General features: G+C 73.0%; 10 protein-coding genes. All 10 read right to left on the bottom strand.

Annotated features, from left to right (window positions below; genetic code table 11):
* Positions 1-368: 368 nt before the first annotated feature.
* From Q5425_RS41700 to Q5425_RS41655, 10 genes are read right to left on the bottom strand one after another with little or no spacing between them, the layout of a single operon-like run.
* Complete coding sequence (locus Q5425_RS41700; protein WP_308677961.1) at positions 369-4,463, bottom strand: VWA domain-containing protein; 4,095 nt, start codon at positions 4,461-4,463, stop codon at positions 369-371.
* A gap of 28 nt (positions 4,464-4,491) precedes the next feature.
* Entirely contained in the window at positions 4,492-5,469 is a 978-nt protein-coding gene (locus Q5425_RS41695) for a zinc ribbon domain-containing protein (RefSeq protein WP_308677960.1), read from the bottom strand.
* 3 nt (positions 5,470-5,472) lie between these two features.
* On the bottom strand, positions 5,473-6,012 hold the full coding sequence (locus Q5425_RS41690) for a phage tail protein (RefSeq protein ID WP_308677959.1): 540 nt from the start codon (positions 6,010-6,012) through the stop codon (positions 5,473-5,475).
* Positions 6,009-7,970, bottom strand: coding sequence for a putative baseplate assembly protein (locus Q5425_RS41685; protein WP_308677958.1), 1,962 nt, complete (start codon positions 7,968-7,970; stop codon positions 6,009-6,011). Before Q5425_RS41685 ends, Q5425_RS41690 begins: the two co-directional genes overlap by 4 nt.
* Positions 7,970-8,410, bottom strand: coding sequence for a GPW/gp25 family protein (locus Q5425_RS41680; protein ID WP_396135367.1), 441 nt, complete (start codon positions 8,408-8,410; stop codon positions 7,970-7,972). The genes Q5425_RS41685 and Q5425_RS41680 overlap by 1 nt, the downstream gene beginning before the upstream one ends.
* Before the next feature lies 1 nt (position 8,411).
* Positions 8,412-8,693 (bottom strand): PAAR domain-containing protein, encoded by a 282-nt coding sequence (locus Q5425_RS41675; protein ID WP_013226666.1) that lies wholly within the window; start codon positions 8,691-8,693, stop codon positions 8,412-8,414.
* Between the two features lie 13 nt (positions 8,694-8,706).
* Positions 8,707-10,530, bottom strand: a complete 1,824-nt coding sequence (locus Q5425_RS41670) for a VgrG-related protein (RefSeq protein WP_308677957.1) — start codon at positions 10,528-10,530, stop codon at positions 8,707-8,709.
* Positions 10,523-11,290 (bottom strand): LysM peptidoglycan-binding domain-containing protein, encoded by a 768-nt coding sequence (locus tag Q5425_RS41665; RefSeq protein ID WP_308677956.1) that lies wholly within the window; start codon positions 11,288-11,290, stop codon positions 10,523-10,525. Before Q5425_RS41665 ends, Q5425_RS41670 begins: the two co-directional genes overlap by 8 nt.
* 2 nt (positions 11,291-11,292) lie before the next feature.
* Positions 11,293-11,739 carry a phage tail protein gene (locus tag Q5425_RS41660; RefSeq protein ID WP_308677955.1) on the bottom strand — a complete coding sequence of 149 codons (447 nt, stop codon included), beginning with the start codon at positions 11,737-11,739 and terminating at the stop codon, positions 11,293-11,295.
* 11 nt (positions 11,740-11,750) lie between these two features.
* Complete coding sequence (locus Q5425_RS41655) at positions 11,751-14,165, bottom strand: hypothetical protein (protein ID WP_308677954.1); 2,415 nt, start codon at positions 14,163-14,165, stop codon at positions 11,751-11,753.
* Positions 14,166-14,194: the final 29 nt, after the last annotated feature.

Genomic DNA, 14,194 nt, shown 5'->3' with positions numbered 1-14,194 from the left:
TCGCTTGCCTATTCCCCTGGTGGCATCGACCGGCCGCTGCAGAGGGGCACGGCCACCGGCCAGCTCGCCCGGCGCGGAACCCTGCTGGTCGTGGTCGGCCAACCGGCCGCCATCGGGGTTGTTGCCGGTCGCGATCACCCTCACCGCCGGGCAGCAGCTGGCCCCTCCGCCTGACCTGGCGATGCGCCGCATCGCCGACCTTGTACCCCGGCCACGCCGGCACCGGCGCCCGCGACGCCTCGTCGCCGACGCCTTTCGCTCCCTGCCGCCCTCATCTGCCGCACTCATCTGCCGCCTCCGACGTCGCGAATGACTCATTCGGGACCTCACACGTCCCGAATGAGTCATTCGCGACCTCTGAACCGGAGTCAGCCGCGGCTGATGAACGGTGGTTGTTCCGTGCGCAGCACCACCAGGACCGGGTTCGACTGGACCGGGCCGAACTTCGGGCCGCTCACCGAGGTCACCGACACCGTGCGCGGTCCGATCAGGTCGTGGTGGAAGATCAGGAACTGCGCCTCGAACTTCCCGTCCACGCCCACCGTGACCAGGCCCGGTGTCTCGGAGATCCCCGCCGACCACGCGAGCCGGACCGTGGCGCCCGGCGGGAGGTCCGTGCCCGTCACGCGCGGGACGGAACCCAGCGGGCCGACGCCCGGCTCGACCGTCACCACCGGCCGGCGGATCACCACGCGCGCGCTCGCCGTGTTGTCGCCGGCGTTGTTGTCCGGACCGGTCGTGGTGACCGTGCCGGACACCGGCGCGTCCGCCGCCGCCTTGGCCGCCAGCGAGATCCGGGTCTCGGCCGTCTGGCCGGGCGCGAGCGTCCCGAGTGCGCAGCTGCCGCCGCCCGGTGTGCACCCCGGCGACGCCGAAGTCACGGGCAGCTGCGGTGGCAGCTGGGTGGCCAGGCGGACGTCCGGCATCGGCGCTCCGGACCCGTTGTGCACCAGGAAGGTCAGCACGACGTCGTCGCCGCCGGCGAACAACGGGACCGCCGACACCGCCAGCCCCACCGACAACGACCCCGGTGTCACCGGGGGCACCGGCTTCTCCGCGACGGTGACCACCGCCGTGGCGGAGTTGTCCCGCCCGTCGGCGTCCTGGCCCGCCGTGGTGACCGTGCCGATTGCGGCCTGCGGCCCCGCCGTCACGCCGGCGGCGCTGAACCGCACCCGCGCCTGCGCACCCGGCGCGAGCGTCCCGATGGTGCAGACGAGGTCCGGGGTGCACGTGCCCGCGGTGGTGATCGGCGCCTGCGGCTGCAGCCCGGGCGTCAGCCGGACGAACAGCCCGACCGACGGCGACGCGGCGACCCCGTGGTTGGTGACCACGAACTCGAACGTCGTCAGCCCGCCGAACGGGATCGACGGCGGGATGGCGGTGGCCGTCACCCCGACGTCCGCGATCCGCTGGAACGCCGGCTGCGCCGCTCCGCCCGGGCCGTCGATCAGGAGCACGGGCGTGCCCCCGCCCGAAGGCACGATCCGGATGCTCGGCCGGGATTCCCCGGGCGCGCTGTCGAAGGCGATCAGCGCGCCGTCCGGCGACCAGGCCGGGTTGTCCACGGATCCGGCGTCCGGCACCAGGACCCGGCCCGGGCCGCCGTCGGCGGGGGCCACGCAGATCTGCCGGTGGTCGTTCTGGAACGCGAGCGCGGCGCCGTCCGGCGACACGTCCGCCGAGCCCTGCCGCCCGGAGCCGCACGGCGAGCCGAACGACGGCGACAGGTTCCGCTGGGTCCCCGCGACGACGCTGTCCGGCCCCGGCGTGAGCGCGACCTGCCACAGCTCCTGCCGGAACTCCCCGCCCGGGTCGACCGCCATCACGGCGGTCTCGGTGGCGGTGCCGCCCCGCCCGGTCGCCGTGCACGTCACGGTGGTGGCACCGACCGGGAACAGGCTGCCCGACGACGGCGTGCAGAACGGCGTGAGCGGCGTTTCGAGGTCGGCGTCGATCGCGGTCGCGGGGTATTCGAGCACCGTCGGCGCGGTACCGGTCACGGTCTTGTCGTGCACCGTGATCAGCGGCAGCCGCGGGTCCTTGACGTGCACGGTGATGTCCTGGGTGTAGCCGGCCCGCGCGGCAGGCTCGCCGTCCAGCCGGAAGTCGACCTCGCAGTGCAGGACCGACCCGATCGGCACGTCCGGGGAGACCGTGGCGGTTTCGACGAAGTGCGCGTCGGTCCCGCCGGGGACCTGCTGCGCCTCGGGCCCGAACGTCACCGTCAGCCCGGTGTCGCAGTAGGGCACCGGCAGCACCTTCACCGGGAGATCCGTGATGCCCTTGACGATCGCCGCGCTGATCTGGCCCACGTCCGTGCTCTCGGTGAGGACACCGTCGGTGGCCTTCGTGATCGCGCTCGCCTGGCCGCGCCCGTCGAGCGCCGCGTCCGTCTCCGCGGCGAAACTCTCCTCCGAGCTGCCGCCGCTGGTGACGGCCGGCACCGCGACCACCCGCACCTTCGCGGCGTTCAGCGCGGCGATGACGCTCGCGCCGGTCGGGAACGTGCCCCTCGCGTCGTCCTTCGGGGACTCGTGGCTGGCGGCGTCGCCGACCAGCACCACGATCCGGTTGCTCGTCTCGCGGAAGCCGATCGCGCCCGTGGCCACCTTCTGCAGCGCGACGTACCAGTCTTCGGCCGTGTCGTCGCCCCCGTCCGCGGTGATCCGGCCGAAGGCCTGCCTGAGCAGTTCGCGCTGCTCCGGTGTGTCGGCCGCGGTGAGCGGCTGCTGCACGTGGAACGACCGCGGCGGATCCGGCGGCGGGCCCTCGGTCGGGCGGTCGTCCACGAGGTCGCCGTACGCGGCGATCGCGAAGTGCGCCGACGGCTGCACCGCCAGCACGTCGTCGATCACCTTGTCGAGGTTCTGCTTGACCTCGCCGAGGACGCCGTTCATGGAGTACGTCTGGTCCATCAGCAGCACGATGTCCGGCTGCGCGGGCACCTTGTCCGTCTGCACCGTCTTGGCGACCGTGCCCGAAGTGCCCTGCCCCAACGGGATGTCCACCACCGGCGGGTCCACTCTGGACGGTCCGGGCGGTGCGGTGCGAGCGGCCGCCCTGGTCAGCGTGATCATCGCGGCGTCGGCCGACCACACCGGCTGGGAGTCGCGGGCGCGCAGGTACGGCGGGATCGGGATCTCGCCCAGGATCCGGCCGTCGGCGACGCGCGCGATCCGCACGGTGTCGACGCGCTTTTCGCTGCGGATGGCGGAGTGGGTGAACGCGATCATCGTGGCGTCCGGCGACCACGCCGGGTGCTGTTCGCGCTTGCGTCCGTCCACCGGGCCGGTCAGCGGGCGGGGTGCGCTGCCGTCGGCGTTCGCCACGACGATCTCGCTGTCCGTGGGCTCGCCCGTGCCGGTCTGGCTGTAGGCCAGCCGGCCGCCGTCAGCGGAGAAGGCGGGATCGAACTCGTCGGCGTCCGGGCGGTGGGTGATGTCCCGGCGGTCGCCGCCGGTCGCGTCGGCGCTCCAGATGTCGGTGCTGCCGCCCGCGCGCAGCTCGGTGAACACCGGACGGCCGTTCGCGCGGTACGCCGGCTCGGTTTCGCCGGTGCCGGGCAAGGCCGAGATGATCGAGATCTTCCCGCCGGCGAGTTCCGCGACGTCGCCGAGCGGGTCCTTCGCGCGCGTGGTGAACGCCAGGCGGGCACCGTCGGGCGACCACGCGGGCTCGGCCGAATCCCCGGGGCCGGCGATCGCGCGGGTGACCGCTCCCCCGGTTTCGGCCACCAGCGCGACGTCGCCGGCCGGGGTGAAGCGGGTCGTGGTGAAGGCGATCCGCGCCGGTCCCCACGCGGGCTGGGTGTCGGCGGCCGGGTCGGCCGTCAGGCGCGCCGGCGCGCCGCCGCCGACCGGCACGGTGTAGATGTCCCCCGCCGGGTCGTCGCGCGTGCTGCTGAACACCAGGCGGGTGCCGTCGGGTGACCAGCTCGGCGAGTCGTCGGCGGCCGGGCCGGACGTCACCTGGCGCAGGCCGCGGCCGTCGACGCCGATCACGAACAGCTTCCTGCTGCCGGTGCGGTCCGAAGCGAACGCGACCGTGCGGCCGTCCGGGGACAGCGCCGGGTGCGTGTCGGCGGTCTCGTCGGCGGTCAGCTGCACCGGAGCCCGGCCGCCGTCACCGTCACCGCCGTCGCCGTCGCCGAGGTAGAAGAGCTCGCCGTCACGCTCGGCGCCACCGGCGGCCGCGGCGCGGTGGCTCACCCACACGATGCCGCCGGTGCTCGCGGACGCGGCGGAGTCGACGTCCCCGGCGCCGCCGGGCAGCGCCGGTACAGCGCCTTCGCCGGTGGCCTCGTACAGGCCGGTGGTGGCGTCGCTGACGTACCCGACGCGGTACGGCGCCGCCACCGGTGCGGGCGCCTGCGCCGCGGTCGGTGAAAGCGCTCCGCTGATCGCCCAGCCGCCGAGCACCGCGACGACCGCGCTGCCCGCCACCACTCGGTTCGCGCGCATGATCGGTCCTCCCCAAGCTGTCGGTGACTCAGCCGGCTTCGAACAGCTCGATCTCGGAGATCGCGAGGTCCGTGCCGTTGAGCGAGCGGTGCAACCCGACGACGTGCAGCTCGACGCCGGTCGCGCCCTCGCTGTTCTCGATCGGGACTTCCTGGGCGTCCGGCGTGTCGGCCAGCACCACGTCGTAGGTCTTGCCGGTGGAGAACACCAGGTGCAGCTTCTGCGGCCGGTGTTCGGCCTGGAAGTTCGCCGCGTCGCCGGAGTAGACGATGGCCTTCCGCAGGTCCACGGCGTGGTCGAAGGTGAACACCAGCGCCTGTTCCCGGTCGGCCGGGGCCGCCCAGAACGTGTTCTTGGCGTTGTCGGTGACCAGCGGCGCCGCGTGCGCTCCGGCCTGCGCGGTCGCGGTCACCTTGACCGGGCGGACCGGGTTCAGCTTGGCCTCGAAGATCCCGGTGACCTGGCTCCACAGGCCGGCGGCCGCCGTGTTGATCGCGCCGCGGAACGGCTGGTACAGCGCGTAGACCAGCGCCGAGAGCACCAGCGCCACCGCGATCACCCGGCGGATCATCTTGCCCGCGGTCCGGCGCGCGGCCCCGGCCCGGCCGGTCCGGCGGCGGACGCCGTCCTTGCCCGGCCGCGCCCCGGCTTTGTGCTCCTTCGGCTTGCGGCCGAACAGCTTGCGCCACCACGACGTCTCGACGACCTCGGACTCGGCCAGCGACCCGCCGCAGCGGCTGCAGAAGTTCCGGCTGGGCGCGTTGCCCTTGCCGCACCGGCCGCAGATGAGGTCGCCGGGGTTGAGGACCTGCTCCTCGACGGTCTGCTGCACCGGCTGCCGGACCGGGGCCGCCGGCTCGGCGGGCTGCACGACCTGCTGCTGCACCACCGGCTGCGACCGCACCGCGACCGGGCCGTCGTCGTCCCACTTCAGGTAGCGGCCGCATTCGCCGCAGAACTCGACGTCGGCGGGCCCCTGGTGCCCGCACTCCGCGTAGATGACCATCCGCTACCCCTCCACCACTTCCACCGTGACCCGCACGTGGGCGGGCACCGCTTCCACCACCGTCGCCGTCAGCCGGCGCACGTCGATCCGGGCCGGGTCGGGCACCCGCACGAGCACCTGCACCCAGGCCGGTCCCGGGTCCGGCAGCGGCGCACCGGGCTGCGGCGCCGCGACGACCCCGCCGCTGTCGGTCACCTCGACCGCGCCGCCGGTCAGCAGCCGCACGTGGTCGGCGAGGCCGCGCTGCGTCCCGCGCCAGCGGTGCAGTTCGACCGAGCGCGTCACCAGCTGACGCAGCTGCGCGGGGCTCCAGCTCTCGTCGACGCGCAGCGCGACCCAGTGCGCCAGCCAGCCGACGAAGTCCTCGGGCGCCACCCCGGGGTCGAGGTAGCCCGCGAAGTTGTCCAATGTGGACATCACCGGGGCGATGACCTCGTCGAGGGCGCCGGTGAAGCCCTGCACGAACCGGTCCTCGGCGTAGACCGCGGGCAGCTGCTCGCCGATCGCGTGCGGGCTCGGCAGCCCGGGGATCCCCGTCCTCATGCGCCCGCCTCCCGGACCCGGACCTGGTGCCCGAAGGAGAACGCGAGCGCGTTCGACGGCAGGTCGAGCCGGTCGACCTGGTCGCCGCGCTCGCGGGTGATCGGGTTCGCGGCGAACAGGCGCACGTCCTCCACCAGCTCGACGCCGGGGAGCCGTTGCAGCACCGCGAACACCTCGCCCGACTGCACCGGACGCCCGAACGGCCAGCCGTCGCCGTCCGGGCCGCCGCTGATCGGGTTGAAGTAGCCGTACAGGGCCTGGGTCGCCCGCGCACCGAGCGTGCCCGCCGTCGTCCGGCGCCGGGCGCGCAGCCGCGCGACCACCGTGACACCTTGGTAGAACGGCGGTTCCACGGACACGAGCGCACCCACGCAGCGCCGTTCGTCGAGGTAGCGCTCGATCCGGGCGCGCATGCCGGGGTCGAGCATCAGGGTCGCGAACGCGAGTTCGCCGCTGCCGGGCACCGCCGGCACGACGAGCACCCGGATCGCGCCGGTCTCGCGGCCGTCGGTGCCGTGCGCGGGGATGCACCGCACCCGGGCCGCCTCCGGTGCCGCTTCGCGTGCGAGCTGCTCGTAGTCCTCGGCCGTGATCGCGCGGTCGCGGGTGCGCAGCAGCAGCGGGCCGCGGACCGCCGCGTCCTGCACCGATTCGCCGTCCACGCCGCCGATCGCCGGGCGGCGGTTCACCACGCTGCTCACGAACGGGATCGGGTCGCGTTGCACCTCGAGGACTTCGCGGGCGACGTTGCCGCGCCGCCCGCCCCCGGACCGGTATTCGGGCACGCGGATGGCGGCGGACTTGGCCGGGAAGGCCCCGTAGTACCGGAGGCCGCCCTCGGGCTGGCGCACCGCGGGACCGAACACGACCTGGCCGCCGACGCGGTCGAGCACGACGTGCCGGTCGCCGGGGCCGGAGTCGGCGAACGAGCGGACCTCCGTCCACTGCTGCCAGCCGTCCGGGCCCGAGACCTCGACGACCAGCTCGCCGTCCCCGACGACCACCGGGGGACGGCCGAGCGGGAACCGCTGGCCCGGTGTGCCGTCCGACGTCCCGACGATCTCGTTGCGGATGATCTCGGCGTGCACGGCACCGACCGTGCCGCCGATGGTCGAGGCCGCGACCGCGTGCAGCCGCGGCGAGCGCTGGTAGAACGGCTGGTTCTGCTTGGCCTCGAGCAGGCGGCACCGCAGCCAGCCTGCTCGCTGCCGCGCGAGCACGGACATCGTGTGCCCGTGCGGGACGTGCACGACGATGTCGCCGGACCGGTTGAACGCGCCGGTGCTGTCCCGGTCGACCTCGCAGGCCGCCCAGCCGGTGCCGTCCCATGCCTCCCACAGCCACGGCGGGTCGTGCGGGTCGACGCCCTGGCCCTCGACCTCGCAGTTCACCCGCAGCAGCACCGCGCAGCCGGGTACGGCGTCCGACAGCCCGAAGCAGACCGCGTCGCCGGGGGCCGGGCTTTCGGCGAAGGCCGCGGGACCGCCGCCGACGAGCAGTTCGTCCGTGCGGTCGACCGGCGGCAGGCCGGCGTCGGAGGTGCTGGTCGCCAGGTGCGCGAACGAGCACGGCACGATGTCCAGCGTCCGCTCCACGGTGAAGACGACCGGGTCCTCGACCTCGTTGCGCACGCTCGCGACCTGTTTGCCCGCCGGAACGACCACCGGGACGTCCCGGGCGGCCGAGAGCCAGAACGTCACGTCGGTCCGCGCCGCGGCGGGCGGGAACAGGCGCACCCCGATCAGGTCGAGGAAGCGCAGGTAGTGCAGTTCGGGCACCCGGTTGAGCCGGTAGAGCAGCTGGTCGACCATCTGCGCGAACGTCTCGATCAGGGTGACACCGGGGTCGGAGACGTTGTGGTCGGTCCACTCCGGGCAGTTGCGCTGGACCAGGTACTTGGCTTCGTCGACCAGGTCCTGGAACCGGCGGTCGTCGAGGTTGGGCATCGGCAGGGTCATCACGCACCGTCCTCTGCGGATCCGTGGGGCGGGATGACGTAGAACGGGAAGACGAGGTTGCGGGGGTCGTTGGTGCCGCGCAGGTGGTAGCGGATGTCGATCAGCAGCGTCCCCCGGTCGGCCTCGTCGAAGCTGACGACGACGTCGTCGAGGGTGATCCGCGGCTCCCAGCGCTCCAGCGCGGTCCGGACCTCGTAGGCGATCTGCCCGGCGGTCGCGGCGTCGGCGGGCGCGAACACGAGGTCGTGCACCGCGCAGCCGAACTCGGGGCGCATCGGGCGTTCGCCCGGCGAGGTCGCCAGGATCAGCCGGATGCTCTCGACGACCTCGCGCTCGCCGCCGACCAGCGCGATCGAGCCGGTCGCGTCGGTGTGCAGCGGGAACGCCAGTCCCCGGCCGAGGAAGTCCCTCGCCGGCACGTCTTTCCGTGGCACGGTCACGTCAGCCTCCGATCAGGACGGTCGGGCAGCCCATGACGATCGGCGCGCCGCAGGTGGCCATGTCGCCCATCCGGGCCGCCGGCATGCCGCCGATCAGCACCGTCGGGCAGCCCGGCGGCGCGATCGGCGTCGGCGGGTGCACCGCGGGCGGCGGGAACGAGCACGTGTGCAGCGTGCCGACGTTCGCGGCGGGCAGCCCGCCGATCAGCACGGTCGGCACCCCCGGCCCGGCGATGACGCCCGGGTGCCCGGTCGGGTCGCCGACCCTCGCGGCTGGTGGCATGCGCACTCCCCCGTCAGTTGATCTTGACCACGCTGCCGCGCACGGTGACGACACCGCTGGCGGTCAGCTCCGTCTGGCCCTGGCCCGCGACCGAAACGGTGGCGCCCTCGACCTTCACGCCCGCGGTCCCGTTGAGCTTCAGCTGGCCGGTCGCCTCGACGCTCGCGTCGGTCTGGGACTTCACGGACACCTTCTGGCCCTTGAGCTCCAGCGGTCCGGTGCCGGCGTCGATGCTCACGCCGTTCTGGGCCTTGACCGTGACGCTCTTGCCGCTGGTCACCTCGATGACCTGGTTCTTCTGGTCGATCTTGACCACGAACTTCGCGTCCCCGGAGGACAGGATGATCCCGTCGTCCTCGGCGAACTCCAGCTTGTGGCCCTTCCGCGAGACGAACCCGCGCAGCGCCACCTCCCCGCTGTTGCCGTCGACGACGGGCTTGGTGAACTTCGACGGCGCGGTGTCCTTGCTGTTGTAGAGGCCGCCGAGCACGTAGGGCGCTTCGAAGTCGCCGTGTTCGAAGCCCACCAGGACCTCGTCCCCGACTTCGGGCAGCACCAGCGCGCCGCGGTCCTTGCCCGCGCCCGGCTGGACCGTGCGCGCCCAGGTGCTCGTGAACTCCCTGTCCAGCCACGGGAACGTGAGTTTGACGCGGCCGAGCTTCGCCGGGTCTTTGAGGTCCGTCACCACCGCGGGGACGACTCCCGGCCACGACGAGCCCTTCGCCCCGCCGGCCACCAAGCCGTAGAGCGAGCGTTCCTGGCGCCCGGACACGGTGAACTCGGTGGTGTAGCCGACGTCGGCGTTGAACAGGTGCCGCGTGCTGGTCAGCGTGTACTTGCCCGTGAAGGGCTGTCCGACGCCGGTCAGCGTGACAGCGGTGCCCGCCCGCAGCTTGGGGTTGCCCTTCGCGACGCCGTCGAGTTCGGTGCACGCGCTGCCGATCCGGTCGGCCAGCGCCTTCGCGGTCGCGTCCGCTTCGCTCTGGGCGCGTCGCGGCGAGGCGGCGTCGAGGAAGGGCGGGCTCGCGAACTTCCCGGCCAGGGTCACCGGATCCACCCCCGGCACGTCCGTGCCGGCGTTCTTCGGGATCGCGGTGGCGGTGATCGCCTGCTTGTTTTCGTAGTCCCAGCCGTTGACCCGCACCTGCGGGACCTGCTCCGCCGCGGTGACGCTGGCGCGCAGGCTGACCAGCGTCCCGTGGGCCTCGAGGACGAGCGGGTCCGCGGTCGCCTTCGTGGTGGTCGAGGGCGCGCCGGAGGGCTTCTCCGGCAGTTCGAAGTTCAGCTTGCCGTCGCGGACGGCGATCTGCGCGCCCACCACGTCGGCCAGCCGCGACAGGAATTCCCAGTCACTGACGTTGTCCTGGCTGAGCTGGGTGTTCGGGCGGCCGCCGAAACCCTTGACGTCGTCGATCTTCCCGGCCGGGATGTTCGCCCGCTGGGCGACCTTGCGCACCACGTCGGCGATCGTCATGTTCGGGTAGGCCGCGACGCGGCGGCCGCGGAACAGCCGGTGCGCGTGGTCGTACCCGCGGACCTCGGTGAACGTGCCGTGCGGGTCGAGGTCGACCGCGACCGCGGTGACCTCGCCCGAGACCAGGTCCTGCGGGCGTTCCGGGTCGGACGTCTGGACCTTCAGCTTGATCTTCGCCCCGACCTTGAACTTGCCCTTCTCCAGCACGATGGCCCCGGGGTCGCGGAAGCGCAGCACGAAGGTGTCCGGCAGGTTCCGGCTGTCGTCGACGTAGGCGTAGCCGAGCATCACCCGGACGTCGTCGGGCAGCGCGGTCCCATCGACCTCGACCACGAGGGTGTTCGTGAAGGTTTCGTTAGCCATCGAGCTCCTCCAGCGCGGGCACCAGGAGCCGGGTGCCGGGCCGCAGCCGCATCGGGTCGTCGATGCCGTTGGCGTCGGCGATCTCGCGCCACTTCCCGGCGTCGCCGTAGGCGCGGAACGCCACCGACGGCAGCGAATCCCCGGCCACCAGTACGTGCGTGTCCCGGGCCGCGAGCGCGCCGGACGTCGGGTTCTGGCCGCCCAGCTCACCCGAGATCTCCTCCAGGTTCACCGTGCAGATCGCGCGCACCGGCGTCCCCGACGGCGTGAAGAGCGTGTACTTCGCCGTGACGCTGGAGACGTAGGCGGGGAAGCCGGTCATCCCGCCCCACTTGAAGATCACCCACGGCGGTGAGGGCTTCTTCTGCTGGCGGCTGTCCTCGGTCGCCACGCAGCAGCTGAACAGCTGCTCGACCAGCTTGACGACGGCGTCGTCCATCTTGCCGGTGGCGTCGAGGAACATCTCCAGCGCGAGCTTGGCCGGGTCGGAGCCCTTGAACTGCGGAGGCGCGCTCTTCTTGGCGTTGGGCTGGGCGTCGCGGCCCCATTTGGCGTTCTTGCTCAGCGAAAGTTCTTTGGGGTTGAACTGGAACTTGATGTCGAACATCCAGTCACCGGGCGGCTGCCCGGTCCCGCCCGACTTCGGCGGCTTGTGGACTTTCAGCACCGCGCGCTGCAGGTTGTTCGGCGCCGGTTCGCCGGAGCCGTACGCGGACGGCGGCTGGGAGCCGGCCGAGGTGAAGGTGACGGGTGAGGACATGGTCAGCCCTTCTTCGCCGAGCCGAGGAAGCCGTGGTGGGCCAGTTCGAGGGTCTCGGTGGCGACCTTGGGCGAGTCGGGCGAGAGCTGCGGCCCGCTCCAGCGCACCGGGACGACGCCTTCCAGGGCCCAGCTGGCGATCACGGTGCCTTCGAGGGTGCGGGCTTCGATCGTGGCGGTCTTGCGTTCGACCCCGCTCGCCAGGCTGGCGAACCACTTGGTGATTTGCGCGCTGGCCGCGGTGACCGGGCGGGAGAGCTTGATGTTCGAGTACTTGATCCGGGTCGGCAGCTGCCAGACCATGCCGTTGTTGCCGCCTTCTTCCCGCTGTTCCATGACGAACTCGCAGCCCAGCCCGTCGCAGCTGGAGAACGCGCCGAGGTTGCCGAGGTTCTTGTCGTCCAGCTTGACGACGTAGCACACGGCAACGGCCTCTTCGGTGTCCGGCATCGGCATCTCCTTCAGTGCGGGCGGTCGGTGAGCGCGCCCCGGCGCTCACGGTCGAGACGGAGTTCGGTCTTGAGCCGCCGCAGCAGCGGATCGAACAGCTTCTTGACGAGCTCCTCGGTTTCCGCCGGCACAGCGGCGGCGGCCGGCGGATCGGACGATGGTTCCCGCTGGACGATCGCGGGGAGGCTCGGGGTGAGGTCGGTGGTGGACGGTGGGTCGTGGTCGGCGGTCCTGGCGACGGCGACGGGTTCGGCGGGGGTTTCGACGCCGCGCGCCACCGGGAGGGTTTCGGCGGTGCGCGAGACCGGTGCTGCCGAGCCTTCGAGGAATCGCGCCACGGGGGTTTCGAGCATTCGTGCCACCGGGAGGGGTGCGCCCTGTGCCGCTGCCGTCGAGCCTTCGACCGCTCGGGTCTCGATCGGGCGCATCACCTCGTGCGCCGGTGTCACCGGGGCTTCGGCTGCTCGTGAGACGGGGAGGAGTGGCTCGTGCGCCGGGATCGCGACCGTCTGCAGTACCGGAAGTGCGGGCTTTTGCGCCGGGAGTGCCGAAGTGTCGGCTGTCCTCAGTGTCGGCAGGGTCGGCTGTGTCGCCGGGAACGCCGGGGTCTCGGCCGCGCGCAATACCGGAAGCGTCGAGTGAGCCGGTGTCTCGGCCGCCCGCAGCACGGGCAGCGCCGGCCCGCCCGTCGAGTGTGCCGGGGTTTCGGCCGCTTGGGTCGCGGAAGTTCCCGCGGTCTCGGCTGCCCGAGACACGGGGAGCGATGGTTCCCGCGCCGCCGGGAGTCCCAGGGTCTCGACCGCCCGTGCCGAGGGAAGCGATAGCTGCTGCTGCGCGAGCGAGGCCTCGACCGACCGTGAGACGGGAGGCAGTGGCTTCTGCACCGCCGAGGTCTCGACCGCCCGTGCCACCGGAAGCGGTGGCTCCTGCACTGCCCGTGCCACGGGGAGCAGCGGATCTTGCACCGCCCGTGCCACGGGGAGCTCGGTAGTCTCGACCGCCGGCGCCGCTGGGAGTCCCAGAGTCTCGACCGCCTGTACGGCGGGAAGCGACGGCTCCGCCGGCGCCGTGGCGAGCCCCGGGGTCTCGGCCGCCGGTACCGACGGAAGCAGCGGCTGCTGCGCCGCCGGAGCCTCGACCGCCCGTGAGACGGGAAGCGGTGGCTCCTGCACCGCCCGGGCCACGGGGAGTCCCGCGACCTCGACCGCCGGTGCCACGGGGAGTCCCGCGGTCTCGACCGCCGGTGCCGCTGGAAGTCCCGCGGTCTCGACCGCCCCTGCCGCTGGAAGCCCCAGAGTCTCGACTGCCTGTACCGCGGGAAGCGACGGCTCCGCCGGCGCCGTGGCAAGACCCGAGGTCTCGGCCGCCGGTACCGACGGAAGCAGAGGCTGCTGCGCCGCCGGAGCCTCGACCGCCCGTGCCACCGGAAGCAGTGGCTCCTGTGCCGACCGGGGCGCCGGGGATTCGGCCGCCCGCAGGACCGGAAGCGATGGCTGCTGCGCCGCCGAGGTCACCCGAAGCGCCGGGGTCTCGGCCGCCCCCACGGCGGGGAGCCGAGAGGCCTCCACCGTGCCCGCCACCGGCAGCGCCGAAGCCTCCGCCACCGGAAGCCGGGAGACCTCCACTGTGCCCGCCACCGGCAGCGCCGAAGCCTCCGCCACCGGAAGCCGGGAAGCCTCCACTGTGCCCGCCACCGGCAGCGCCGAAGCCTCCGTCACCGGAAGCCGAGAGGCCTCCACCGTGCCCGTCACCGGCAGCGCCAGGGTCTCGACCGCCCGTGCCACCGAAAGCGGCGAGCTCTCCCCCGAAGCACGCGAGCCCGAACCCGCGACCGGGAGCGGCGGACCGCCGACCGCCCGCTCGACCGGCGCCGGCGCATCCTCGACCGCCCGGGCCACCGCAAGCGACGCACCTTCCCCGCCCGGCATCGGCACCGCCGCCACCTCGGCCTCGGCGGGCAAGGACGGGGAAAAGCTCGTCGAGCCGCCCGGTGTCCCGGGCGGCTCGGTGGTCCCGGACCCCGATTCCGGGGTGCCGACCGGGCGAAAGGTGTTGACCGGCGGCGTTTCGGCCGTCCGCGTTACCGGCCCGGCAGGCGGCAAACCGTCGGCAAGGCGTTGCACCGTCTCCGAAGCGCCCGACAGCGGTGCTTCCGGCGAAAGGATCGGCGCACCGAGCCCGAAGCGCCGCTCGGTTCGCTGAACGACCGGCAGCGCCGGCCGCGCCGGCTCGACCGGCGGTGGCTTCATCGGTTCCGGAGCGGGCAGCGGGACCACGGGATCCGATGAGACGGCCGGAACGTCCACAGGGGACGGTTCCGCGATCGCCTGGACGGTCCGCACCGGCGGCCCGGCCGCGACATCCGCGACCGTCAACGGCGGCCCGGCCTCGCGAGCCGTGACGACCGGCAACACCAGCGACGGCATCCCCGCTTCCTCGGACCGCACGCTTTCCA

Origin of the sequence: Amycolatopsis sp. A133 (assembly GCF_031082405.1) — a bacterium.
Taxonomy (GTDB): Bacteria; Actinomycetota; Actinomycetes; order Mycobacteriales; family Pseudonocardiaceae; genus Amycolatopsis.
This window is presented reverse-complemented; position numbering and strand designations above follow the sequence as displayed.